This window comes from Moorena producens PAL-8-15-08-1, from assembly GCF_001767235.1.
GTDB classification, from domain to species: domain Bacteria; phylum Cyanobacteriota; class Cyanobacteriia; order Cyanobacteriales; family Coleofasciculaceae; genus Moorena; species Moorena producens_A.
This window is the reverse complement of sequence record NZ_CP017599.1, coordinates 797,838-822,288: the sequence shown is the minus strand read 5'-3', so window position 1 is coordinate 822,288 and position 24,451 is coordinate 797,838. Positions and strand designations below refer to the sequence as shown.

The 24,451-nt window shown below is 43.6% G+C and carries 25 protein-coding genes and 1 pseudogene; 12 read left to right on the top strand and 14 right to left on the bottom strand.

Going from position 1 to position 24,451, the window contains the following annotated elements; genetic code table 11:
- Positions 1–267 precede the first annotated feature (267 nt).
- Complete coding sequence (locus BJP34_RS03235) at positions 268–879, bottom strand: REP-associated tyrosine transposase (protein WP_229424224.1); 612 nt, start codon at positions 877–879, stop codon at positions 268–270.
- A 147-nt stretch (positions 880–1,026) separates the two neighbouring features.
- On the opposite strand from BJP34_RS03235, the gene BJP34_RS42220 reads away from it, so the two are divergent.
- The 3 genes from BJP34_RS42220 to BJP34_RS48290 all read left to right on the top strand — a co-directional run bounded on the left by BJP34_RS42220 (position 1,027) and on the right by BJP34_RS48290 (position 1,758).
- Complete coding sequence (locus BJP34_RS42220; protein ID WP_229424223.1) at positions 1,027–1,185, top strand: hypothetical protein; 159 nt, start codon at positions 1,027–1,029, stop codon at positions 1,183–1,185.
- Positions 1,112–1,351, top strand: coding sequence for a hypothetical protein (locus BJP34_RS46965; RefSeq protein WP_070391099.1), 240 nt, complete (start codon positions 1,112–1,114; stop codon positions 1,349–1,351). The genes BJP34_RS42220 and BJP34_RS46965 overlap by 74 nt, the downstream gene beginning before the upstream one ends.
- Before the next feature lie 272 nt (positions 1,352–1,623).
- A complete protein-coding gene (locus tag BJP34_RS48290; protein WP_267876465.1) occupies positions 1,624–1,758 on the top strand; it encodes a hypothetical protein in 135 nt (44 codons plus the stop codon).
- A gap of 62 nt (positions 1,759–1,820) precedes the next feature.
- Here the strand turns inward: BJP34_RS48290 and BJP34_RS46960 are convergent, their stop codons facing one another.
- From BJP34_RS46960 to BJP34_RS03185, 9 genes are all read right to left on the bottom strand, one after another.
- Entirely contained in the window at positions 1,821–3,437 is a 1,617-nt protein-coding gene (locus BJP34_RS46960) for a formylglycine-generating enzyme family protein (protein WP_070391098.1), read from the bottom strand.
- Positions 3,438–3,442: 5 nt separating this feature from the next.
- Positions 3,443–3,766 (bottom strand): hypothetical protein, encoded by a 324-nt coding sequence (locus BJP34_RS03220; protein WP_070391097.1) that lies wholly within the window; start codon positions 3,764–3,766, stop codon positions 3,443–3,445.
- A gap of 630 nt (positions 3,767–4,396) precedes the next feature.
- Positions 4,397–5,269 (bottom strand): VWA containing CoxE family protein, encoded by an 873-nt coding sequence (locus BJP34_RS03215; protein ID WP_193431310.1) that lies wholly within the window; start codon positions 5,267–5,269, stop codon positions 4,397–4,399.
- A gap of 197 nt (positions 5,270–5,466) precedes the next feature.
- The gene (locus BJP34_RS03210; RefSeq protein WP_070391096.1) at positions 5,467–6,432 is read right to left on the bottom strand and encodes an AAA family ATPase; all 966 of its coding nucleotides are present in this window, start codon (positions 6,430–6,432) and stop codon (positions 5,467–5,469) included.
- A 9-nt stretch (positions 6,433–6,441) separates the two neighbouring features.
- On the bottom strand, positions 6,442–7,434 hold the full coding sequence (locus BJP34_RS03205; protein WP_070391095.1) for a hypothetical protein: 993 nt from the start codon (positions 7,432–7,434) through the stop codon (positions 6,442–6,444).
- A 24-nt stretch (positions 7,435–7,458) separates the two neighbouring features.
- The gene (locus tag BJP34_RS03200) at positions 7,459–8,316 is read right to left on the bottom strand and encodes a trypsin-like peptidase domain-containing protein (protein WP_193431309.1); all 858 of its coding nucleotides are present in this window, start codon (positions 8,314–8,316) and stop codon (positions 7,459–7,461) included.
- Between the two features lie 16 nt (positions 8,317–8,332).
- Positions 8,333–8,674, bottom strand: coding sequence for a CU044_2847 family protein (locus BJP34_RS03195; protein WP_070391093.1), 342 nt, complete (start codon positions 8,672–8,674; stop codon positions 8,333–8,335).
- Between the two features lie 46 nt (positions 8,675–8,720).
- Complete coding sequence (locus BJP34_RS03190) at positions 8,721–9,197, bottom strand: DUF4112 domain-containing protein (RefSeq protein ID WP_070391092.1); 477 nt, start codon at positions 9,195–9,197, stop codon at positions 8,721–8,723.
- A 183-nt stretch (positions 9,198–9,380) separates the two neighbouring features.
- Positions 9,381–10,436 carry a YihY/virulence factor BrkB family protein gene (locus BJP34_RS03185; RefSeq protein ID WP_083304974.1) on the bottom strand — a complete coding sequence of 352 codons (1,056 nt, stop codon included), beginning with the start codon at positions 10,434–10,436 and terminating at the stop codon, positions 9,381–9,383.
- A 200-nt stretch (positions 10,437–10,636) separates the two neighbouring features.
- Here BJP34_RS03185 and BJP34_RS03180 point away from each other — a divergent pair, with 200 nt between their 5' ends.
- The 4 genes from BJP34_RS03180 to BJP34_RS42210 all read left to right on the top strand — a co-directional run bounded on the left by BJP34_RS03180 (position 10,637) and on the right by BJP34_RS42210 (position 13,435).
- Complete coding sequence (locus BJP34_RS03180) at positions 10,637–11,191, top strand: hypothetical protein (RefSeq protein ID WP_070391091.1); 555 nt, start codon at positions 10,637–10,639, stop codon at positions 11,189–11,191.
- Positions 11,192–11,707: 516 nt separating this feature from the next.
- A complete protein-coding gene (locus tag BJP34_RS03175) occupies positions 11,708–12,685 on the top strand; it encodes a class II glutamine amidotransferase (protein WP_070391090.1) in 978 nt (325 codons plus the stop codon).
- 118 nt (positions 12,686–12,803) lie between these two features.
- On the top strand, positions 12,804–13,247 hold the full coding sequence (locus BJP34_RS03170) for a DoxX family protein (protein WP_070391089.1): 444 nt from the start codon (positions 12,804–12,806) through the stop codon (positions 13,245–13,247).
- Positions 13,248–13,288: 41 nt separating this feature from the next.
- A complete protein-coding gene (locus tag BJP34_RS42210) occupies positions 13,289–13,435 on the top strand; it encodes a hypothetical protein (RefSeq protein WP_158516970.1) in 147 nt (48 codons plus the stop codon).
- A 103-nt stretch (positions 13,436–13,538) separates the two neighbouring features.
- Here BJP34_RS42210 and BJP34_RS03165 read toward each other — a convergent pair whose 3' ends face one another.
- A complete protein-coding gene (locus tag BJP34_RS03165; protein ID WP_418904155.1) occupies positions 13,539–14,642 on the bottom strand; it encodes a tetratricopeptide repeat protein in 1,104 nt (367 codons plus the stop codon).
- Positions 14,631–14,798: pseudogene (locus BJP34_RS50285) on the bottom strand (tetratricopeptide repeat protein); the annotation flags it as partial. The pseudogene BJP34_RS50285 and the gene BJP34_RS03165, both read right to left, overlap by 12 nt.
- A 21-nt stretch (positions 14,799–14,819) precedes the next feature.
- On the opposite strand from BJP34_RS50285, the gene BJP34_RS50280 reads away from it, so the two are divergent.
- A complete protein-coding gene (locus BJP34_RS50280) occupies positions 14,820–15,089 on the top strand; it encodes a pentapeptide repeat-containing protein (RefSeq protein ID WP_418904153.1) in 270 nt (89 codons plus the stop codon).
- A gap of 168 nt (positions 15,090–15,257) precedes the next feature.
- On the opposite strand, the gene topA is transcribed toward BJP34_RS50280, so the two are convergent.
- Positions 15,258–17,921 carry a type I DNA topoisomerase gene (topA, locus tag BJP34_RS03160; protein ID WP_070391087.1) on the bottom strand — a complete coding sequence of 888 codons (2,664 nt, stop codon included), beginning with the start codon at positions 17,919–17,921 and terminating at the stop codon, positions 15,258–15,260.
- 688 nt (positions 17,922–18,609) lie between these two features.
- Between topA and BJP34_RS03155 the strand changes: the two genes are divergently transcribed.
- On the top strand, positions 18,610–20,175 hold the full coding sequence (locus BJP34_RS03155; protein ID WP_070391086.1) for an NAD(P)H-quinone oxidoreductase subunit N: 1,566 nt from the start codon (positions 18,610–18,612) through the stop codon (positions 20,173–20,175).
- A gap of 209 nt (positions 20,176–20,384) precedes the next feature.
- On the opposite strand, the gene BJP34_RS03150 is transcribed toward BJP34_RS03155, so the two are convergent.
- Entirely contained in the window at positions 20,385–21,482 is a 1,098-nt protein-coding gene (locus tag BJP34_RS03150) for a sulfotransferase family protein (RefSeq protein ID WP_070391085.1), read from the bottom strand.
- Between the two features lie 1,830 nt (positions 21,483–23,312).
- Here BJP34_RS03150 and BJP34_RS03145 point away from each other — a divergent pair.
- The 3 genes from BJP34_RS03145 to BJP34_RS38550 all read left to right on the top strand — a co-directional run bounded on the left by BJP34_RS03145 (position 23,313) and on the right by BJP34_RS38550 (position 24,407).
- Positions 23,313–23,516 carry a hypothetical protein gene (locus BJP34_RS03145; RefSeq protein WP_070396460.1) on the top strand — a complete coding sequence of 68 codons (204 nt, stop codon included), beginning with the start codon at positions 23,313–23,315 and terminating at the stop codon, positions 23,514–23,516.
- Between the two features lie 263 nt (positions 23,517–23,779).
- Positions 23,780–24,232 carry a helix-turn-helix domain-containing protein gene (locus tag BJP34_RS03140; protein WP_070391084.1) on the top strand — a complete coding sequence of 151 codons (453 nt, stop codon included), beginning with the start codon at positions 23,780–23,782 and terminating at the stop codon, positions 24,230–24,232.
- Positions 24,192–24,407 (top strand): hypothetical protein, encoded by a 216-nt coding sequence (locus BJP34_RS38550; protein ID WP_149030761.1) that lies wholly within the window; start codon positions 24,192–24,194, stop codon positions 24,405–24,407. Before BJP34_RS03140 ends, BJP34_RS38550 begins: the two co-directional genes overlap by 41 nt.
- Positions 24,408–24,451: the final 44 nt, after the last annotated feature.

Genomic DNA, 24,451 nt, shown 5'->3' with positions numbered 1-24,451 from the left:
ACCACACAGTTATTGATACAGGCTGGAAGCCTGTTCCACCACACAGTCATTGACACAGGCTGGAAGCCTGTTCCACCACACAGTCATTGACACAGGCTGGAAGCCTGTTCCACCACACAGTCATTGACACAGGCTGGAAGCCTGTTCCACCACACAGTCATTGATACAGGCTGGAAGCCTGTTCCACCACACAGTCATTGACACAGGCTGGAAGCCTGTTCCACCACACAGTCATTGACACAGGCTGGAAGCCTGTTCCACCATAGATTATTTTACAGAAGACTTGTCTACACTATCCATTTGCCAGAAGAAAGGATATCTTTCAGCAATCTCAGATAAATTAGCTTTTACAGGATTTTCTCTGATATAGTTCCATGTCTCTAAACATTCTCTTTCATCTCGCATAATGCGATCATATCGCTCGTCTTGCCAAACAATACCGATATGATTCATTACTTTAGCAACTTGTTTAGAACTATAGCTTTTAATGCTGTGGATAATACTACCTAAGGTCCAATATTTCTGATCTGATTTTGGTAAAGGCTGCATTAACCAATGCACATGATCTGGCATAATTACAACAGCATAGGTTTTGTACCTTTGGTTATTGAAGAATAAACAGGAATCTAGAACTACTTGTCTGGCTTCTAGCGTCAACTCTAGCTTTTGCCAAGTACTAAAAGTCACAAAGTAAATTGCTCCTGCTAATTCCCAGTGAGGAAGATTTCTTTGGCTAATTTGAATATTTGGAGACTTTATGAAACTGGTATAACTGGTATAATTACTGGAACGAGAATATTGCCAGTCATAATCATTAATATTGGGTTGAGACAGCCTGGAAGCTTTTGCCCCAGAGGAGGGACGGTTGGGGGTAGTCATTAGTTACATTTCTACAGAGTATGTTACTACCAGCATCTTGCTAGTTATAATCATTAATGTTGGGTTAAGACAGCCTCGAAGCCTGTTCCCGGTGATTGGTGCTTCATCAGCTGGGTTGGGTTTGGTTAAGTTATATTTACATATCCATTGTGGAACTGGCATCTTGCCAGTGACATATTATTAGTGGTGGAACTGGCATCTTGCCAGTGGTTCTACAGGTGGAACTGGCATCTTGCCAGTGGTTCTACAGGTGGAACTGGCATCTTGCCAGTGGTTCTACAGGTGGAACTGGCATCTTGCCAGTGATTCTACAAGTGGAACTGGCATCTTGCCAGTGGTTCTAAAGGTGGAACTGGCATCTTGCCAGTGGTTCTACAAGTGGAACTGGCATCTTGCCAGTGGTTCTAAAGGTGGAACTGGCATCTTGCCAGTGGTTCTACAAGTGGAACTGGCATCTTGCCAGTGGTTCTAAAGGTGGAACTGGCATCTTGCCAGTGGTTCTAAAGGTGGAACTGGCATCTTGCCAGTGGTTCTAAAGGTGGAACTGGCATCTTGCCAGTGGTTCTAAAGGTGGAACTGGCATCTTGCCAGTGGTTCTAAAGGTGGAACTGGCATCTTGCCAGTGTTTCTAAAGGTGGAACTGGCATCTTGCCAGTGGTTCTAAAGGTGGAACTGGCATCTTGCCAGTGGTTCTAAAGGTGGAACTGGCATCTTGCCAGTGGTTCTAAAGGTGGAACTGGCATCTTGCCAGTGGTTCTAAAGGTGGAACTGGCATCTTGCCAGTGGTTCTACAAGTGGAACTGGCATCTTGCCAGTGACCAATATTATTATTTGATTGAGATTAACACAGACTTCCAGCCTATTCCGGCCACAGGCTAGAAGCCTGTTCCACAAGAAGAAAAAAAACAGGGCAAAGGGCAAAAGGGAAACAGGGTAAAAGGTTACGGAGTCCACGCATACCCACACACCACACGCAAACCAAAAGAGTCGACGAGCCAGAGGCCGGGATTAAAGTAGTAGCGAGACCCAGAACGGCAGATACCAGGGTCGTCGACCCAGGAACCACCCCGCAACAGCCGCCGCTTATTATCATTTTCATTATCATTAGCAGACTCATCTTGCCAGGCACTACCATCTGTCGGCGCACCTTCATAGTTTGAGTGCCAATGGTCTGCACACCACTCCCACACATTCCCATGCATATCGTAGAGTCCAAAGTCATTCCCTACCCCAAAACTCCCCACTGGGGTTGTTTTCTGAGTATATTTGCCTTTGGAACCAGAGCCATAAGTATACTTGCCATTATAGTTAGCAAACTCTGTAGTAATCGTCTCTCCAAAATGAAACGGAGTCGTTGTACCTGCTCGACAAGCATACTCCCACTGGGCTTCACTGGGCAAGCGATAAGAGCGTTTCGTATACTGGGACAGCCGCTCACAAAATTCCACCGCATCATCCCAAGAGACTCGCTCTACAGGTCGGTTTTTACCTTTAAAATGGGATGGATCGCGTTTAAGTTCTCTGTTGACTTGGGGTAGGGCGGCGACGGCTTGCCATTGGGCTTGGGTAACTGGGTATTTGCCCATGAAGAAGGATTTAACCGTGACTTGATGCTGGGGACTTTCCCTGTCTCTATGCCCCTCTTCTGTTTTTGGGGAACCCATAACGAAAGTGCCACCGGGCATGGCAACCATCTCTAGCTCAACTCCATTCCCTAAGTCTTCGGTAAAACCATCAGCTTGTTGCTGATGACGCTTGATGATTGGTTCTGTTTTTCTTGTGAACCACCTGCGTGTTGGTTTCAACTCAATAGTTGCCACTTCAAAGTTAAAGGTTTGCAGGGGTGGGAAACCTTCAAGCTGAGTGACTGGATTAAGGCTAAGTTTTACCCCATGAACACCATAGGATTGACTAGCATCAGGGGGAATTTTACCGTTGAGCCAGATTCCCAGGGATTCAGCAAATTTCATTAAGGAGTCATATTGACTCAACTGGGGTCTAAATTCTTGAATTAAACGCTGTAATCGGGCTAATTCTGCCTGTCCATTTTTTCCTCGGTTAACCAATCCTTGTAGGGCTTTAGCAATCTCTTGTTCTGCTTGAGTGCGATGTTGATCTAAATACACCATTGCTGCCCATTGTTGTGCTTGGAATTCTCCCTGTCGGCTGGCGGGATGGGTTCCCATTAAATAAGTCACGTAATCCATCAGTAATTGGGCGACGGATTTGAGGCGATTTGTGCCAAATTTGTGCTGAAATTCTTCTGTTTCAAATTGTGCCAATAAATGAGACCGTACCGCCGGAGTCATGGCATATAATTCATAACCAACTGGACGGCACAACTCCGACAACAGTAAATCCGCTTCTGCTATCCAAGGCACTTCCTCGTTCAGTAAAAATTGCACTCGGATATAATTCACCAATTCGGGAGTCAAAACCAAGGGCAAGGCGCAATGACAAGCTAGATAGCGATAGTTGGGTTCAAACCTGGCCACAAACCGTTCAATTTGTTGCTTAGCTATTTCTTCGGTTAATTCCTCAGATAAGGGACTGGTCATAGATATTAACGAATCTGTGTGATCGCTTGATTTAACCCATGAGGATCCAGGGGGTACATTGGTACTAAATGAGCGATAAATTGGGCAGTGCTTCCTTGCCAGCGTTCAGAGGGAACAGGATTCAACCAGGCAATTAACTTGGTATGCTGTTTAATCTGCCACAAAACTTCAGCGGTTGCTGAAAATCTTTCGGAACGGCGATCCCCACGAGCTGCTCCCCCATCGCTGACAATTAAAACACTGGTATCCCCATCCGACTCTGCCAAAATCCACTCAAACTTTACCTTTTCGGTTAGATAAGGGTCTTTATGGGAACTCCCACAAGCCAAAACCCCGCGTTTTTAAACCGGGTCAGAAGTTACCGCAAGAATAGGGCAGCCTTTATGGTTAGTCGGCTATGCGTAAAAGAGGTGCGACCCGTGGCGAATTTAATTCGACGACTGTAAGCGCACCTTTGGTTAAAACTTTTTGATTAAGGCTGCCCTATTAATCAGGTTTCGTCTCCGGGATGTAGGCTCGCTGCGACTTTAGTCGCCTAGACACAATTTTGTCAAAAGGTTGACAATACCTGCGCGCTAGAGTATGATTTAGATATGGGTACAGGCTGAAAAACCGGGGCGCAACCGGGAGAGAGACCCGCCACTGCTTGACCTTAAAGAAGTAATGCCCGGAGGGTAGGGAAAGTCCTCCTTTCTTGATGCAGTCGCTCATGGGGGAAACCCCCAAGACCGCGCTGCATCGCTAAAAACCCAACCATCAACTAACAATTGGTGTGTGAACCCAGCAAGATCACATTTTGAGAAAACAACGGTACGGCGGGGCACGCCGGAACCAGGTGAAACAGGGAAGTAACGGACTTCATAAGGCACTTCTCAAAAAGTAGCTAAACGCTTAAGGAGACTAGCCCGCTGGGTCTTTCGTGAACTGAACTAAAGTCTTAGTCTTGACGGGATTTCGGTTTAGGTACTGCCATTAGGACACGGAGGTTTAAGGCCGGTCGTAGATCTAAGAATCCCCGTCTTTTTAAAGCGGGGAGTGTCAAAAACATACTCTGCTGGAACATTGTGGAAATAGCCCACTCGCACCCGATGGATATTACTGTCGTGTTGGGCGGTTTCGACTAAATCTCGCGTAAAGCGGTGAAAGGGAGTCATAGAGCCTTCCTGATCTAGCAACAAGAGCAAATCAGCGTGATTTTGCTCCCGTCGGCTGTATTTCGGCTTTAAAAAAAATCCCTGTTGGCAGACCTTGGCAATTGTCCCTTCCACATCCAGAACATCTTCTCTACCATCTGCCACCATCCGCCGTAAATAACGCCAGCTATAAACCATATACCTGCGAGAAATGGGATAATAAGCTTGGAAATCCCGATCTTCTGTGTGTTCCAATACATTGATTGATGATTTGACCGGAAGTAAGGATAATTCAGGCACTGGACTAGGAGAGTCTACCATCGAGGTAACCTGTTCCCCAGGGGAGACAGGAGGAGTATTTTTAGGGGAGGACGATGATTCCGATGATTCTGATTGAAATTCCCTTGGTTTTGCGTCCTCTTGGCTTTCTTCTGCCCTAATGGAAGAAAAAATAACTTCTAAATGATCTTGTTGGGCTAGGGAATGACACCAAAGCGATCGCAGGAGTTTTTTGAGAGCATTGGCATCCTGCACTCCCCAGCCGCCCTCCATAGCGTGTAAGGCAGCTAAATATTCATTAATTCCCAAAGCAAACCCATCCCGGCGCAACCGGTAAAAGAGGCGAGTTAACAGAGGGTGGGGATTAAAGTTACTCATACCAATTTCATAAAATAGTGAAACACGTAGAAGATCCCCCATTATCCCCCTTAAAAAGGGGGACTTTAACTCCAGTTCCCCCCTTTTTCAAGGGGGACTTTAAGTCGAGTTCCCCCCTTTTTCAAGGGGGATTTTAACTCCAGTTCTCCTTAACAAGGGGGACTTTAAGTCCAGTTCCCCCCTTTTTCAAGGGGGGCTAGGGGGGATCTGATCTGTAGCCTCATTAAAGGAAATTGGTATCATGAACCTGCATAATTGGGATTTTGCCAATCTTGCCGCAATTTAAATACTAAATCTCGATAGGGAATTGTCTTATCTTGCTGGAGTTTAGTCACAGCATAGGGTTTCGATTTAAAGTGATGTAAGGCAGCCAGCCAATCCAGAAACTCACTGGTTCCCGGAGGTTTAAACAGACTTTTATCCTCTCGTATCTTTAAAAATTTAGCGATCGCAGTCGTCACTAAATCAGATTTGGGCATTGCCATTGTCTCTGTTTTCTGTTTCTGTTGATAGTGAACCTTGACAATTTTCTCTAACTCTTCTGGTTGACTAGGGAAACGCACATAGTGATATAAACAGCGGCGTAAGAAGGGAGAGGGGAGACTGCCTTTTTCTTTATTACTGGTAATAATGATAATTGGTAGTTGCTCTTGATTCGCCTCAATGATTTCTCCTGTTTCCCGAATAAAAAATTTCCAAGGTTTATCCAATATCGACAGTAAATCATTGGGGAAATCTACATCAGCCTTGTCAATTTCATCAATTAGCAACACTGCGGGATAGTCGTGGGATTGAAAGGCTTTTCCCAGGGGACTTAGTTCACAGTAATCGTTTGGTTCTTGAGGATTTCTCGGTTGTCCAGTTTTCGGATTAATAGACGGGGTTAAGTTTTGGGTTTGGACATCATGCAAGCGCAAAATCGCATCGTATTCATATAATCCTTCTTGGACTTTGGTGGTTGAACGAATATCCCAGCGATAAAATGGTAACCCTAATTCATAAGCCACTGCCACTGCTAAGCGGGTTTTACCACATCCCGATTCTCCTTCAATTAACAGGGGTCTTTTCATAAAAATTGCCAAATTTACGGCTTCAATTAATTCGCTGTCGGCAATATAGGGTTCTAATTCTGTGGGAGAATCTGGATGACATTGTTTAGGTCGATGTTTTGGATTGCCCTGGAAGATGTACTTAGGAGGATTCATAGGCTATAACTAAAGTTTATTAAATTTTTGTTTCAACATGTAACAGGTTTTTTCTGGATTTCCTTTAGAATAATCAAAGATGTATTTTGACTCAAGCAAGCTTTTTTGAATAGAATATTTATAAGTATCTTCAATCCATTCACGAATATCTTTATGGGTCCATGTTATTGGTAAAGACAATTTAAAAATTTTTTGCTTATTGAATTTTAAGGTTGGACAGAAATGAGGTAAGTATTGACATTCCTCTGACAAACAAGAATAACTAGTGGTCAGAAAAAGGATAATTCTAATATTTGCATACTTCTGAGATAGTTGAGACTGTTTTTTAGTTAGAGGAATCCAAAAATACTCCATAAACCAGGATAATAATGAATCTTGATTTTCCCCAAGAGCATCCCAATCATTCAATTCAAAAAAAACAAGACTTCCAACTTGCAATCCATTCGTGATTTTATCAATAATATTGATAGCCTCTTGTTGAGGATTATCAACTGTTTGAGTCTCCGAATCATAGTTAGGTATAAAGTTTGCGATCGCACTTAATAAACTTTGTTCATCTACAATATTATTGGCTATCACATTAATCGGGTAATGTCTCCAGTCATCACTGTCTTTGCTTAGATCGTCTCGAATGTCATAAACCAATAATTCTCCTTTAGTTTCCTTGATATTTTCAATTAAAAAAAAAGCCGAGCCTCCCTTACGAGTACTAGCAAATTTTTCGATAATTTTATTAATTAGATTTCTCGGTTTGCTAAAATCAATCTTTGGTAGCTTTTTGTCAAAGCGATTTCCTCTTTGATTCTTGGTTAATGATGAGTGTTGATATGAACTAAGTTGAGTTTCAATTTCTTCAAGTTGAGAAAAATATATATCACTTCTTCTTTTGAGATTCTGATATTCACTTGACGCAGGGTCAAGGAATCTCATTTGACTGGGTATATCACTAATTTTTTCTTCTAAATCTTTTTTTTCTTGTTCAAGAAAGTCTCTGCGATTCATTTTTTATTGTCAACTAGCAAATCCCTAAAAACCAGACAATTGATTTTCAATTTCTTCAAGCTCATCAAAATATACGTCACTTCTTCTTTTGAGATTCTGATATTCAATTGATGAAGGCTCAAGGAATTTCATTGGAATGCCTAGGTCACTAATTTGTTCTTCTAAATATTTTTTTCGTTCTTCAAGATGCTTTATCTTGGCAGGTGACAAGCGTGGATTAACTGGCTTTTCTTCCTTAGTTCGGATAACAATTGACTCCAAGTGTGACCAAGCCTTGAATAAAATTTGTGTTGGAATCATAAACGCTACTTTTGCCGTTTCTCGCTTGCGGTCTGCGGCAACTACCATCCCCACTACTCCCTGCAATTTTTCATCCCAAACCGGAGAACCACTAAATCCTGGTTCAATGCTGTATCCAGTTACCTTAGTATCTTCCAGTTGAATCCATTGTTTAGCATTTTGCTCTGACAATACCCCAGTTGCCCAAACCCCAAACGGAACTTTCCTAGGACAGCCAAATACTTTAAATCGATTATTTGCAATATTTTCTGATAAGATCAGGCGAGTCTGGTGAGCAGAAGCAGGAAGGTGATCAAGTTTCAAAACCGCAATATCTTCTATCGCTTCCTCGGAATCTAATTCAGATACAGGATGCCAGCAAACCACCCTCGCTGAAAATTTATCTGTGGAATCAAGTAACGGAAAATCAACGTTTATTTCTCCCTCAGGGCAGCTCTGTGTGGTGCTATCAATTAATAATGCCTCTGCCACGACATGAGCACAGGTTAACGCATAGTGTTCAGATACCATAAAGCCAATACCAACTACTTGCTCTTGATAAAAGAGCCTAATAATTGAAGTCTTATGGGCATTAAAATCCATTGATTTAATTTATCCTCTACTTGCCCTGATTCTTATTACTGCTCCATTTCAAGGTAATTTCATAGCTGACTTCGCCACCCACAGAGGCAAACACCGCTCCCGCATCCGCCGTCAATTTCAAACCAAATTTTACCTCCACTTCATCGGCGGGTTGGTTGAGGTCCCGCAATTTGGTGATCACCGCAGAAGCAACCGGTTTGATTTGATCTAGGGCTTCTTCAAAGGTCTGCCGTGCCTTTATGACTTGTTTTCCTCCCAGGCTGACTCGCTCAATGCCACGGCTTTCTGGTTTTTCCACTTCTACGAGAAATGTAGTTCCATCCGCTAGGGAAAATTGAGCTAATTGTTTTTCTTCCATTGTTTGTGTCTTCTCACTCCCATTCAGCAACCCCAGACATTGTTGCTCAGCTAGTAATTGCCGTAATCACCCAGGCTACGATCGCAAGACTAATCCCCACAGCAACTACCAAAACTACAGCCAACCCTGCCAACAGTAAGATAAGAAACAACCAATCGGATTTTTGTGGTGTTGATGATGATACATTTAGTTCTTTCTCTAACAGCTCGACATTTTTGACATTTGCCTTCCACGCCGCATCCACCAGATCTCCTAAGACCGGTATAGAACCACTAACTGTCTCAAGAAGGATATTCAGCACCATCTCCACCAAAGTAGATCGAGACACTCCCAGTCGTGCTGCTTCTACCACAATATATGATGAAATGATAGTTGCCACAAAGTCGCCCCCCCCTGGTAACAGACCGATGATGGGATCTAAACCAATCCGATAACCTGTTCCTGGGATAGGAATAGCATTGTCCAGTAGGTAGCTTACCCGACGTACACGCCTTAAGGTCGATGTTTTGCGATCATTCCTCATGGGCTTCTATAGGTTGAAGGTTGTTTGTCAGAATGTAGAATGAAGAATGTAGAATGTAGAAGGCAAAATCTAGAAGGCAAAATCTAGAAGGCAGAATGGTGAATGGTGAATTCTCAATTCTCCATTCTCAATTCTCAATTCTTCATTCTACATTCTCAATTCTCAAAAGTGTTTCAGCTGATATCATGGTTTTTTGGCCTTAGCTAATTTTCTTCTTGATCTAGGTCTGCGATGGGATGCTTCCATTGCTTCTCCTACTATCACATTCAACTGGTCTCCCAATAACAGTACCAGGGAAGTCATGTAAAGCCAAAGCTGTAAGATAATTATGGCTGTTACTGTACCATAGACTTTGTTGTAATTGCTGAAATTCGCAGCAACGTAGTGCCGAAACAATCCTGAAGCCACTGCCCAGGAAATGGCTGCTAAAACTGCTCCTGGCAATATCGGTGTTCCGATCTGCCAACGGCTTGGTCCGTAGCGGTAGATAAAGGCAAAGGATGCCGCCACCATACTCAAGGCTACGGGCCAGCTCAACAGACTCCATAGTGTCAGCAAGATGGAAGCTCCACTGGTATCAACGACTGTTTTTAGCACCCAGTGACTGATAAATACCAAAAACGATGCAATCACTAGCAGTATGATACTACCCATGGTTAAGCCCAGAGAAATCAACTTAGCTTTCCAAAAGGGTCGTTGTTGCTCTCGAGGGATGTGGTGGATGTGATCAAGGGCATCCATCGCTGCACTCAGTGCCCCAGAAGATACCCAAATGGCTACGATAAAACTCAGGGAAAATAGACTGCTATTGGTGCTGAGGTGAATTTGCTCGGTAAATTCCTGAATTGGCTGCACCGCCTGAGCCGGACCCACTTCGCTCATCATTTTCAGAGCTTGCTCCTGGGCAGCTTGACTCAGCTCGGGAGAGTGCTGGTACCAGGTTAGTTGTAAGGAATATTCAAACAAGCCAATCGCTGTCAGAATTGCTAAAATTGCTGGAAACAGCGCTAACATGGCGTTATATGCCATTTCAGCAGATAGACCCATTAAGCGACGTTCCATCGCACGGTTGAAAGTCTTCCTTAGGGTTACCAGATTCAGGTAACCAAAGAAACGGAAGAAACGAAAAAAACGCTTAGATAGCATAAGTTCTGGTGTGAGCAGGGGCTTGCTACAAATTAATTTGCCAATTTTACCCGTAGTTTGCCCATTATTAGTGTTCAGTAATTTAATCGACACACTTTACTATTTTATTGACAGTTGACCGTTAACCCTCAGTAGGCTATAGCGCGTGTCGCGTATCAGCTATCAGCCTGTGGCCACATTAAGGGAACAGTTTATGCCCATAGCGCATATGCTTACATCCCTCACCCCTCAACCGTGATTAAATTTGATTATATTTTATTTGATCACTGCTATAGCCGATGGAGTAGTTGTTGATGAGCAGCAATGGGTCGCTTACCGAATGGTTAGCCCAAATCAAAGAACTGAAGCAGCAGCTGGCCGATAGCATTAAAGAGTGCCAAGCTGCGGATAAAAGTGCAGCTCATTGGCGTCAGTTATATAATACTGAAGCTCAGCAACGGCGTATAGAAAGCCAACTCGCTCAAGAGCAAATCGAAACTCTCAAGGGTCAACTGCAAAAATTACAACAAGACGGATTTCAACTCAAATCCGATCAACTGGAGACGGTATCGAGTATTGACGAGAATGTGGAACAACTGCAAACGGTTGAGGAACTAAGGGCAACCCTTAAGTCAGTCATGGCAGAACGCGATCGCTTAATCGATGCCTTAAAGACTGAGCAAGCCAACCATGCTCAAACCCGCGAAAACTTAACGGTTGTGATTAGTGATACTGTTGAGCAACTGGCTAAAGAAAGAAAGAGTGAACCTTCCCAGGTAGAGGATGTTACCGTGAGCGAGTCTACCCCATCTCCCCAGTCTACCCCATCTCCCGATCTCCCCAGCTTCGACAATGAAGATAGTTGGTAAGTATATGCGCTACAGATGGTGCTACTTGAGGTGCGGTCAGCGGTCAGCTAAAAGCTCACGCTGCGCGAACAGCGGTCAGCTTCGTGGCACAGGCTTCCAGCCTGTGACTTCACTCAGATCAAAAAATGGTTACCTGTTTCATTCACAAACTGATAGCTGATAGCTGATAGCTGATAGCTGATAGCTTATAGCTGATAGCTGATAGCTGATAGCTGATAGCTGATAGCTGATAGCTGATAGCTGATAGCTGATAGCTTATAGCTGATAGCTGATAGCTGATAGCTGATAGCTGATAGCTGATAGCTGATAGCTTATAGCTGATAGCTGATAGCTGATAGCTGATAGCTGATAGCTGATAGCTGATAGCTGATAGCTTATAGCTTACCTAGTCACTGTCCATCATAGGATGAATCACAATGGTGCGAGATATCAGTACAACATTGCTCACCACCAAGTGTCACCTATAAGATATACTTTCCCTGAACTCTACAAATAATGACATCAAGGATAGCATCTATGTGCAGAGTACTGGGATATATTGGAGAACCTTTACCAATTTCCAAGTTAATCCTCGAACCTGATAATTCTTTGGTTAATCAAAGTTACGATTCAGATTACCATCATATGGTACAATTAGCAGGATTCGGACTAGCTACTTGGAAAAAAGACACTCTCACCGCCAATTATCCTTTCCTCTATAAAGGAACTAAACCACCTTTTTATGACAGAAATTTAAAGTCTTTGTGTGAGAGTCATGAGACTAATTTACTTTTATCCCACATCCGAGCAGCATACTACACTTATGAAGCGGTTGTCCATGAGCATAATTGCCACCCGTTTATTTTTCCAGGATTCCGTTTAGCTTTAGCACACAATGGCTGGATATACGGGTTTAAAGAGATTCGCTTCCCTTTATTAAATAAGTGCAGACCAGAAATTATCCAGAATCTAGAGGGAAGTACCGATACTGAGGTAATCTATGCTCTAATTATGTCACAGGTCGATGATCCGACCAAGGATTTGTCTGTTGATGAAATTCTAGATGCTATCAACAAGACAGTTAAAATTATTCTTGATGTTCAAACTGAGTACAATTGTGAAGGAATCAGTGTTCTAAAATTGTTCCTGGCAGATAGTAATGATTTATTAGTTGCCAATCTCGGGATTGGCTATAACCGACAGCTAGATGTACCAGGTGACTGGCAAAAATTAACAAATGAAGAATTACAAGAGCTGAAAAACGATAGTGAAAAAGATGCATTGTACCTCCTCAAGAGTCCTGTTTGGTCATTGAAGGGCAAAAATTTTGGAGATTATGATGGTTTTAAGATGCAATCTGCAGCAGATGAAGATGTACGCTCTGTTATTATTTCTTCCGAACCACTGACTGAAGATGTTACTGGTTGGTCACAGGTTCCTTTTCAACATATTTGTTTCTTCGATAACAATAATGGTAATCCAAGAGTTCAGACAAAACCATTTCCCTTCAACTAATTTTTATCCAGTCGGCGATATATAACTGGTAATCGAACAAGTAGGTTGGGTCGAGGTGTTATACCCAACCATTTCCTATAATAAGGGGTTATAGCGCTGAGCAAAAAACCTGGAAATTATGAAAAAATACATTCCACTCCTAGGGCGGATATGCCTTTGTGCTGTTTTTCTTAAAGCTGGTATCGATAAACTATTTAATCCAACCTATACTCAACAATTGATGGAATCCAAAGGGGTTCCCGGTGTACTGATTATTCCCACCATCATTATACTGTTGGCGGGTGGATTATCGGTATTACTAGGCTATAAAGCTCGTTGGGGAGCATTAGCGCTAATTGGATTTTTAATTCCCACCACCTTGATTTTTCACACCGATTTCTCTAATCAAATGCAAGAAATTCAATTTCTGAAAAATCTAGGACTAATTGGTGGATTATTGATGGTAGCAACCTTTGGACCAGGACCAGTTAGCTTTGATCAACGCAGTCTCTGGGATCGGGTCCGGTTCCTCTTGCCATTAAAATATGGCTGGCAGAGAATCTTAGATCGATCTGGGTTTTAGGCAGTCGGCAGTCGGGAGTCGGGAGTCGGGAGTCGGGAGGTTTGGGGAGATCGGGAGATCGGGAGATCGGGAGATCGGGAGATCGGGAGATCGGGAGATGGGGAGATGGGGAGATGGGGAGATGGGGAGATGGGGAGATGGGGAGTCAGATGAGGGAATCCATCAAGACCATAAAAAAATGTATTTAAAGATACAAAATGAATCCAAAACTACCTGTTCCCTGTTCCCTGTTCCCTGTTCCCTGTTCCCTGTTCAAAACTTTTGGCAATTAGCAATTAGCAATTACCATTTTCACCCTTCCCTCAACTGTGTCACTAGGTTCTTAACCTCAGAACTGTTGAGGAATTGCAGAAATTCCTGGGTCAGCTGCTGCTGCTTTTGCCGAAACTCAAGAATACGGTCTTGCTGAACAGGAGTTCTTTCTGCTATCGGAATAGTAATCAGTTGATTGAGTTGTTCCCTTAGGGAAAGCTGCTGCTGCAAAATCGCCTCATAGCCTGCTTTGATTTGCTCCTCTTCAGGTAAGTATGGTATTTTGTCGTGAACCCTAGTTTGAGTCTTGTCTTGATTAGACAAATCCTCTTTTTGCTCTGGCACTGGGAATAAATTTAGCACCAGTTCCGCCGACTGCACCCGTTTTTGTTGCTGCAGCAACTCAGATAAACTTAGATAGGCATTATCCAAGTTGAGTTTATAGGACTGCTTTTGCTCCTCAGACAGTTTCTGCTGAGACAATTTAGTGATATCTTGCCCCAGGGACTGATATACATTGACTGCTTGCTTATGAAAAATAATGGCGAGTTCTGGCTGGTTTTGTGCCGCCAGTACAGCACCAATAGTCCTAAAGGTAAATGCTTCCCCAGCTAATGAACCCACTTCCCGATGAATCACTAGGGCTTGTTGGTGGGTTAAGAATGCTTTTTCGTACTTTCCCAGGCGATGGTAAGCGATACCTAAATTATTCAGAAGCATTCCCTCTGAAATGCGATCGCTTACTTCCTTGGCAATAGTCAAGGCTTGCTGATAGGACAACTGTTCCTGTTCGTAGTTGCCTAGACGGTGGTGAACTAACCCTAGGCTATTGAGCACTGTTCCTTCGTCTGCCTGTGACACTAGAGAATTTTTTTCGGGATTATCCAGTATTTCTCGATAGATATCGAGAGCTTGCTGGTAGGAATCCAGGGACTGGTGCTCCTGACCCAGCTTATAGTATATATTCCCCAAATTATGGAGAGTCCTGCCTTCGTAGCCACGATTGCTCACTTCTCGGTAGATGGCTAAGGCTTGTTGATAGAATTCTAGGGACTTTTGATCGTCCCCTAGGTTGGAATACGTTAACCCCAGATTATTAAGAGTACTCCCTTCCCCGGTGCGATCGCCTAATTCTCGATCAATTGCTAAGGATTGCTCAAAGAACGATCTTGCTAACTGATATTGACCCAATTCATCATGAACCCACCCAATAAAATATAGCGCTACTCCTTCTTGATAGCGATCGCCAATGTTTCGTTTAAGTTCTAGGTACTGCTGGAAGCTCTGTAAAGCCTTTTGTAATTGACCTGTACTTAACTGTTGGCGACCTTTAACATAGAGCTGCTGGGGTGGAGTGACTTGGTCAAGACTAGTTTGATCAAGACTAGTTTGGTCAACACTAGTTTGGTCAACACTAGTTTGGTCAAGACTAGTTTGGTCAAGACTAGTTTGGTCAACACTAGTTTGGTCAACACTAGTTTGGTCAACACTAGTTTGGTCAACACTAGTTTGGTCAACACTAGTTTCGTCAAGACTAGTTTCGTCAAGACCAAGAACAGGCGAAAGGGGGAATGTCACAGAAATGAGTAAAGAGGCAGTGGTCAGCAGGAAGGATGAAGGAACATGAATAAAGGATAAGAGTTTTTGCTTCAATTCAAACTTCCTAGTTTCCACTTGACAAGTGTGTTGTCACAACTTATTATATATCCTGATTTGAATCAGTTGGTCAGCAAGTACAATTACTTATTCACTCTCTGACTAACCCTCTTGGTCATCATCTTTTGTTTTCTTAGTAGTCTTCTTGGTGGATTTCCCAGAGGTTTTCTTTTTGGTGGAAGTAGTTGATTTACTGGACTTGCGACCAGATTTACCCGATGACGCCTTAGCTGCTATGAGTTCCAAGGCAGTTTCTAAGGTTAACTCCTCCATGGATTTTCCCTCTGGCAGAGAGGCATTAACTTTGCCATGGTTCACATATACCCCATACGGACCCTGATAAATATTGACTGGTTCGCCATCTTTAGGATGAACCCCTAGTTCCCGTAAGGGTGTTTTAGTCTTGCTGCGAGAACCGCCCCTTGTCCTCTTAGGTTGTGCCAGCAGCTCTAATGCACGGTCTAGGGTAATTGTCAATACGTTATCCTCACCTTTAAGGGAGCGGTAATCTTTGCCCTCTTTCCCTTGGTCATGGACAACATAAGGACCAAAGCGTCCGATTGCGGTTTTGACGGGTTTGCCTGTTTCCGGATGAGGACCGAGAAGGCGGGGGAGTGCTAGGAGACCCACTGCCATTTCTAGGTGTACATCTTCCTTATTTACCCCCTTAGGCAAAGAGACACGTTTGGGTTTTTTCTTCTTATCCTCTGTTACGTCACCTAGCTGTAGATAGGGACCATAATTGCCATTAAGGATATAAATTGGTTCACCAGTTTCCGGGTGTAGTCCCAATTTGTCTGGCCCCTCCATTTTCTGCTGAATCAGTACCTGAACCTGCTCAATGTTTAATTCAGCTGGGGTGAGGTCTTGGGGAATCGAAGCAGTAAATACACCATTGCCATTTTCCACTTCGACATAGGGACCAAATTTCCCGATCCGGACTCTAGCATCGAGGTCTTCGAGTTCAACAGTACGGGCAACAATCGGGTCAATCTCATTAATCCGTTCCTTGACTTGGTTGTCGAGACCCTTTTCTCCCAAATAAAAGTTCTGCAGGTAAGGAAGCCAGTGCGCTGCCCCATTGGCAATCTCATCTAAGGTGCGCTCCATTTTGGCCGTGAAGCTCGTGTCCACCAAGTCGGGGAAGTTTTGTTCGAGCAAATTAGTAACTGCAAACGCGGTAAAGGTGGGAGCAAGGGCATTTTTCAGTTTCTGAGCATAGCCTCGGTCAATGATAGTACCAATAATACTAGCGTAGGTACTGGGACGACCAATCCCCTCTTGTTCCAAGGTTTTGACCAAGGTAGCTTCCGTGTAACGGGCTGGGGGTTGGGTTTCGTGACCGATAGCTTCTAGTTCTCTACAGTTAGGATGATCCCCCACTTTCAAAGCTGGCAGAATCACTTCCTGGTTTTCTAGAGCAGCGTTGGGGTCATCAGACCCTTCCACATAAGCCCTGAGATAACCTGGGAAGTCAATGCGCTTACCGGTAGACCGAAATCCGGCATTTTCCACTTGCAAATCCACCACAATTTGAGTTTGTCGAGCATCCGCCATTTGACAAGCAACGGTACGCTTCCAAATCAGGTCATAGACTTTAAATTCGCGATCGCTTAATCCCGTTTCTTGAGACGTTTTGAATGTACTCCCTGCTGGACGAATAGCTTCGTGAGCTTCTTGAGCTCCTTTGCTCTTAGTGGTATACTTTCTCGGCTTGGGGCTAAGGTACTCCACCCCGTATTTTTGTTCAACGCAGCTACGGGCTGCTGTGATCGCTTGTTCAGACAAATGTACTGAGTCTGTACGCATATAGGTAATGAAACCCTTTTCATACAGACTCTGGGCAGTCCGCATCGTATCACGAGCCGATAGTCCCAGTTTCCGGTTTGCTTCCTGTTGGAGGGTCGAGGTAGTAAAGGGGGGTGAGGGTTTGCGAGTAACAGGTCGTTCTTGTAAATTAGTAACCGTCCAGACTTTATCGATCAGGCGGTCTTTGAGTGCTTTCGCCTCCAGTTCACTCAACAATTTGACCTGCCTACCTTGGATAATGTCACCTGTATTGGCATCAAAATCACTACCGGTAGCAATTTTAACCTTATCCAGGGTTACTAGCTTAGCGTCAAAGGAACTTCCTGCTTCTAGAATCCCTTTCAAATCCCAATAGGTGCCCTTGCGGAAGGCACGGCGTTGCCGTTCTCGAGTTACCAACAGCCGCACTGCTACAGACTGTACCCGACCAGCTGATAAGCCCCAAGCCACTTTTTTCCACAGCAGCGGTGAGAGGGTGTAGCCCACGAGTCGGTCAAGAATCCGCCTTGTTTCCTGAGCTCTTACCACCTGATCATCGATCTCACGGCAGTTTTGTAGGGCATTTTGAATAGCATCCTTAGTGATTTCATGAAATACCATCCGCTTAGTTGGCACTGTCGGCTTTAAGATTTGTAACAAATGCCAACTAATACTCTCCCCTTCTCGGTCTTCATCCGTAGCCAAAATCAGTTCATCAGAATCTTTCAGAGCTGCTTTGAGCTGTTGGACAACCTGTTTCTTGTCTTTAGGCACCAGGTAAAGGGGTTCAAAGTCAGCGTCCACATTCACCCCAAACTTAGCCCACTTTTCCCCCTTGTATTTTTCGGGGATTTCACTAGCTGATTGAGGTAAATCACGGACGTGACCCATGGAGGCTTCGACCTGGTAACTAGAAGGTAAGTAGTTCCGAATGGTGCGAGCTTTAGTAGGAGATTCGACAATTACAAGGGTTGTCATCGGAGTTTCAACAATAGCGGCGGTGTTGAATAGTCTAATTTAAATACTATTTCTCAAAGGTCGAGGGAGTAAGCGAGTATACTTGCTCCCTACTGAGTGTGGGTATTGTTTGCCAGCATAGTTTTCCAGCATAGTTTTCCAGCATTAAGTACAACCCCCTGATGGCAGTATAAGCTTGCCTATTAATTTCTACAGTACGCCACTTGTGTCGCAGCCTAACACGAACAAGGAGCAACTGTGTCGGAAAGGGAGTGAGCCAACTCGACCATCGGTACGGGGATTTAAGGGCTACTTAATATGCGCTTCAGCAGTACTCCCCACTTTTTCGGATTGTGCTAGAAATAATGTTTACCTAGAGGTAAACCACGAATAGCTCATGTAGTGATGGCTAACCAATAGAGCACCGTTAACACCCTCAGTACACCCCTCTCCCAATTCCTCTCACGTCTGCTTAAAGATTTGTAAACAATTCGTTCGTTGCCTTCAAAGGTAACATTGCTCCGGTGTAGGACACAGCTAGTCTCACCTTACCGTGGCACAGAGGGCAGTGAAACGGCATAAATACTGAATTCTCCTTTGTCCAATCTCCAAGCCATACAAGCCTTTTGCCCAAGTAGCTACAATCACCGATATGATAAGAAAGTTAATCTGGATACTCAAATAACCATAGATCATATCATTAAAGCCTATGGATTTTGCCAATCTTGCCGCCCAGTTGAATGCTGGGGTAATTTTGCCAGAGGGGATTGTAGTGATTACCCTCTTGCTAGTGTTAATCATTGACCTGATTGCTGGGAAAAAGTCTGCTCAAACTATTTCCTATGTAGCCATTGGGGGTCTACTTGCTGCCATAGTTGCCCTGTACTTCCAATGGGATGCTGCAAATCCCATCGCCTTCTTTGGGGAATTTAATGGTGACACCCTGAGTGTGGCATTTCGTGGCATCATTGCCCTATCGACTGTGTCAACGATTTTGATGTCAATTCGTTATGTGCAGCAGTCGGGTACATCCTTGGCAGAATTTATTGGCATTTTGCTCACGGCTACTTTAGGAGGGATGTTCCTGTCCGGGGCGACGGAGCTGGTCACAATTTTTATATCCCTCGAAACCCTCAGTATTTCGTCCTACCTGATGACGGGTTACATGAAACGTGACCCCCGTTCAAATGAGGCCGCGTTGAAATATTTGCTGATTGGAGCAGCCAGTTCAGCCGTATTTTTGTATGGTGTCTCCCTATTATATGGCTTATCTGGGGGACAAACCCAGTTGAGTGCGATCGCTCTTGGAGTTGCTGACCTAGAATCCGGTCAATCCCTAGGTCTTCTGATTGCCTTGGTGTTTGCGATCGCTGGTATTGCTTTTAAAATCTCAGCAGTTCCTTTCCACCAATGGACTCCCGATGTTTACGAGGGTTCTCCCACCCCAGTGGTAGCGTTTCTCTCAGTTGGTTCTAAAGCCGCTGGCTTTGCCCTAGCGATTCGTCTACTGATCACTGCTTTCCCATTGTTAAGCGATCAGTGGCATTTTGTATTCACTGCTTTGACTATCCTAAGTATGATTTTGGGTAACGTGGTTGCCCTAACTCAATCGAGCATGAAACGGATGCTAGCCTATTCCTCTATTGCTCAGGCTGGGTTTGTGATGATTGGTTTCATTGCTGGGACCCAAGCCGGTTACGCTAGCATGATTTTCTACATGCTGGTGTACTTGTTTATGAACTTAGGGGCTTTCGCTTGTGTCATTCTGTTTACCCTACGCACTGGTACTGACCAAATTAGTGAGTATGCTGGTCTTTATCACAAGGACCCACTGCTGACTTTGGTTTTAAGTGTTTGTTTGCTGTCTTTAGGTGGGATTCCACCCTTTGCTGGATTCTTTGGTAAAATCTATTTATTCTGGGCTGGTTGGCAAGCAGGATTGTATACTTTAGTGTTAGTGGGTTTGCTGACTAGTGTGGTTTCGATTTACTACTACATCCGTGTGGTCAAGATGATGGTTGTCAAGGAACCTCAAGAGATGTCGGATGTGGTGAAGAATTATCCCGAAATTCGCTGGAGTTTACCCGGTATGCGTCCGTTACAGGTGGGTTTAGTGATGTCGTTAATTGCGACCTCTCTGGCAGGGATTTTGTCGAATCCGCTGTTTTCTTTGGCCAATGATTCTGTTGTTAAGACCCCGATACTGCAACAGGCCGTGATTAGTACTCAGCTGTCTCAAGGGGATCAGGTTTCATTGATGAGTGCTAAAAATTGAAGTGCTCAGAGCCATAGACCCGAAGCGCCCCTTCCTTTTGGATAGGGCGCGAACAAGAGGTGCGACCCGTGGCGAATTTAATTCTTAATGGTAAGAGCGCACCTAAGATTTTAGCTTGAGTGAGTTAGCCTGACTTGAAAGTCAGGCTTTGTCTTGATGCAAAGCGCTAGTGGGGGAAACCCCCTCAGAACCGACTGCATTCCTTTTACTTATTGGATCGAGTTTTGGGAGAGATTTCTGCTCATGGATAATTTGAGTGTCTTGAGAGTTACTAAAGCTTCACGGATTTTCCCTATAACTCGTTGAAGATTAGCTTTAGACAGTCTCCAATAGATGTACTGAGAATAATCTGCGTAGAACTTTAGTAGTGTGTGAAATTGCCACCTTTTAGGAATACAGTCATAGCCTAGATGGAGCATGGTTTTATAATTCAGAATCTCCAAGACTGCTAGTTCTGAATCACTAAGTTCGTGTTTCCAAGCCTCAATGCGATCGCTACTAACCGGCTGAAAGGTCTTGGCGTGCCATCCTAGCTCACGGGTCGGTACCAAGTTTTTTTGAGCATTTTTTTGGTTAAACTCCAGCATTGATTGGCTAAAGGATACCCCGAGCCAATCACAAATTCCCTGGAGTTCTTCTTCTGGATTGGTCACTAAGTCTTCGTAGAAGAGGATATGGAAGCGCTGGTCATTTTGATAGTGTTGAATGACCTGGACTAAATTTTGCCATTGTTGGGTTGTCGCTACCACATTGGCGATACAGGCTCCCTTCCAAGTCTTGGCAAATTTTTTCTCATTTCGTTTTAGGGAAGCATAGATGGCTCTGAGATCTCGGATAATTAGAATTAATCTGGCATTAGGGAAATACTTGAGAATGGTATCAAGATGATAGATGTTCCAAGGATTTTTATCTCCCCAACAATCGGCAAGACCATCAAACTGCTGTAGATAGGTTTGATAAACTGTGGCGACTGCTGTTGAATAATTCAGTGGTTTCTGAGCTGTCAAATTTTCTCGCAGCTGCTGTCGGTCAATGTTCCACTCCCGAAACCTTGGATCACCGTAGAGATCTGTCAAGAGGTTATCGATTTGATTGCTTAAGTCTTGGGATGAACCGTATTTTGGTTCTAGATTAACAAAAAACAGACTTTCAGGAGGAATACAAAAATTAGGATGAGCGGTCAGCATTAACCGCAAGAGCGTTGTTCCAGAACGTTCCATCCCAAAAATAAAAAGTGGCTGATTTTGTTGAGACAAAGATTCCATAATGTGTCGATGACGGTAGAGTTTATTTTTGAACTTGATCAATATAGCAACCTGACTTCTATAGCTTGCTTAGCTGATCTTTCCTATCACGTTAATTTGATCACTTATACTAGGCTTGATTAGCTTGATTGAATTGAAAATTGTTAATTTTAAAGTAATTAGCAATTTTCAATTAATTAGCACCCAATACTGATAACTAGTCAACGGAAATCACTATCGGCTTTTGACTATCTAATTCCAACCCTAATAGATAGCCCAAGTCTAGTAACTGTGGGTCAAAAAGGCATTACAGCAGCTGATTTAGGATAAAGTCTGCACCAGAACTGCATGATTTTTAGTTTATTTGCCAAACGTTTAGGATTTCTCTGCACCGTTGAATCTTTTTAAGATGCTATCCTCTCTTGATGCAGTCCGTTATGGTTTTGGGTCTGTGTGCGGGACGCCGCGATTCTCATGATAGAGACACTACGTGAATGCACCTTCTAAGCCCCGTGGATTTCCACGGCAATAACGAGTGGGGGAAACCCCAGCATCAAGGCGCTGCCTCCCCGAAAACCGCTTAGGTGCGCTTGACCTAGGTGAATTAAATTCGCCACGGGTCGCACCTGTGCATCGCGCTTTTCTTAAAATTATTCAGAATTGCTGAAAGCACGGAATTCAAGAGCCTGATTTATCCAGGAATCACCAAACTCGTTTTTCTGTGCGATTTCAGAACTATCAAGAAACTATAACTTATGACGATAGACGTCATAAATCGTAACTGATCAGGTAATTAACCATCCTGAAATCACAATTCTGAAGTCGTTTGACAGCCTAATTGTTCCCTGATGATGACAATATGCAGTAAATGTTTTTTCCGCTTAACAGTATATTTACTGATTTTTTACATTGTCAACCCAAATTATCATAGATCAGCCTTAAGACTGAAATTTGGTTAAAATCCCATAATTTTTACTTAAAAAATAATACAAAAAAAGCAAATAGTTATACAATTTATTTAGTGCGCTTAATATTATTTTTGAAGAGAAAAATTAATCTACATAAATCAAATAGTATCACGCTAAAATCACTTAAATCAATAGCAATACAAAAGCCTGAGTGGTGAGTGGGTAATTAGGTCAGTCGGTTACTAGTAAAATGACTAAGATTCATTCATAGTTATGATGACTAATGACTAGATAGCGTTTGGATCTAGGTTCTAAACACACTTGTTGTTGCCGCAAAAGGCTTGCATACAAGAGGCAAAAGCCAAGAGGGGCAATAAATCCAATGTTTTATTGTACAATAAAAAAATATCTCCTAGGTTTACATCTCAAATACAAACGCTATACCATTACTCAAATAGGTTAGGTACACAAGTGTTGGATTTTAGGGAACAGGCAACAGGGATACATTAGGGGTGTTATTTCATTAAGATGAGAACAATTATCATATAAATAACCCCTTTCCGGTGCAGCAAAATACTTCACTGGGTTAGGAGCTAGACCCTTTTATAGTTCGATAAACTAAATACTCTCAAAGGGTAAAAAAAGCTGATCAGCAACAGCATACCCTAAATCAAATCACAGAGCATAAAATAAGCAATTACTCCAAATTGGTACCTGAATCCCATGCATAGAACCAGTCCATTAGCCTGTAAGCATATGCGCTACGCGCACGCTGCTTGAGGTGCCGTCAGCGGTCAGCGGTCAGCCGTCAGTGGTCAGCCGTTAGTGGTCAGCTGATTGTATTCAAAAGCTGTTCGTAAAGTAGCGTGCCCATAGCGCATAAGCTAATGGCTGATAGCACCTCAAGTAGCGTGCGCGTAGCGCATTCGCTGATCCCTTACCTTAGATGATTTACTGGTATCGGATTCTAAATCATCGTAAATTTATGTCAGAACCTACCCCCAAGCCAGAAACGTCTCAAATTAACGAGTGGCGCAGAAAAATCGAAATCGCTAACCACAACAACATTTTTGGTCACTGCCGGACTTGTGGCTATGAATGGGTAGATTCTTCCGTTGATAAAACTTGTCGCAAGTGTAGTAGTAATGATGTAGAACGTATCTCGTGCTGGCAGTTTCCGGATGACTGAGTCAGCAGAATCGGTGTTTGGAAGGCACAGGGTATGCGATTGACCTTGGCCAAAAGGCCACGCTTTAGGCTTTGCCGACGCTGCGCGATTGGCCGTAGGCCACGCTACGCGAACGCTATATCAAACTTCTCTCAAGTCCGACAGATAGAACACCTAAGCTCCATTGACAACAATTTTCCATAGCCTTTTCCTTAATCGGGGGTTGCTTCATCCTTGCTTTTCCTTTATAATACAACTATCGGAATAGTTTAGGATAAGAACTTATGAACAAGTGCGTTTGTACTACCGAAGCGGCATCTCTCCTAGGAATCTCTTCGAGACGATTGCGACAACTTCTAGAGAAGGGTCGCGTCCGGGGTGCTTATAAAAGTGGGAAATTCTGGATTATTCCTCTGTTCAACAATATGCCCCAAATCATTAAAGGCACTAGAGGACCAAAAGGCAAATGGCGTACCAGTCGTCCTCCGGCTCTAGCCAAGATTAATGTCAACCGTAATCACATTGGCTCGAATCTCCACAAAAGCCCTCAAGAGCGCAAGCCAGTGATTTCAGTAAAACGAAGTGGCAACAATTTATATGGCAACCAGGTGGAAATCCTCGGTCCTTGTCGAATTACCTATCAGCCGGATAACCCACTGCCTTGTGGCGCTCGTCTATGGATTGAAACCTTCAGTGATGTCCACTTCATCGGTGGCAGTTTCCCTGCCAGTCGCTAATCGGGTTGAACGCGATGGACGTTCGCGTAGCGTCGGCTCTGCCGAGAGTCCCGCTTTCAGCGATCGCGTGGTCAAAAGGCCAAGGTTGTCTGTCAGAATGCAGAATGAAGAATGCAGAATGCAGAATGCAGGATGCAGAATGGTGAATGTAGAATTACAAATTCTTAATTCTTAATTCTTAATTCTTAATTCTTAATTCTCAATTCTCAATTCTCAATT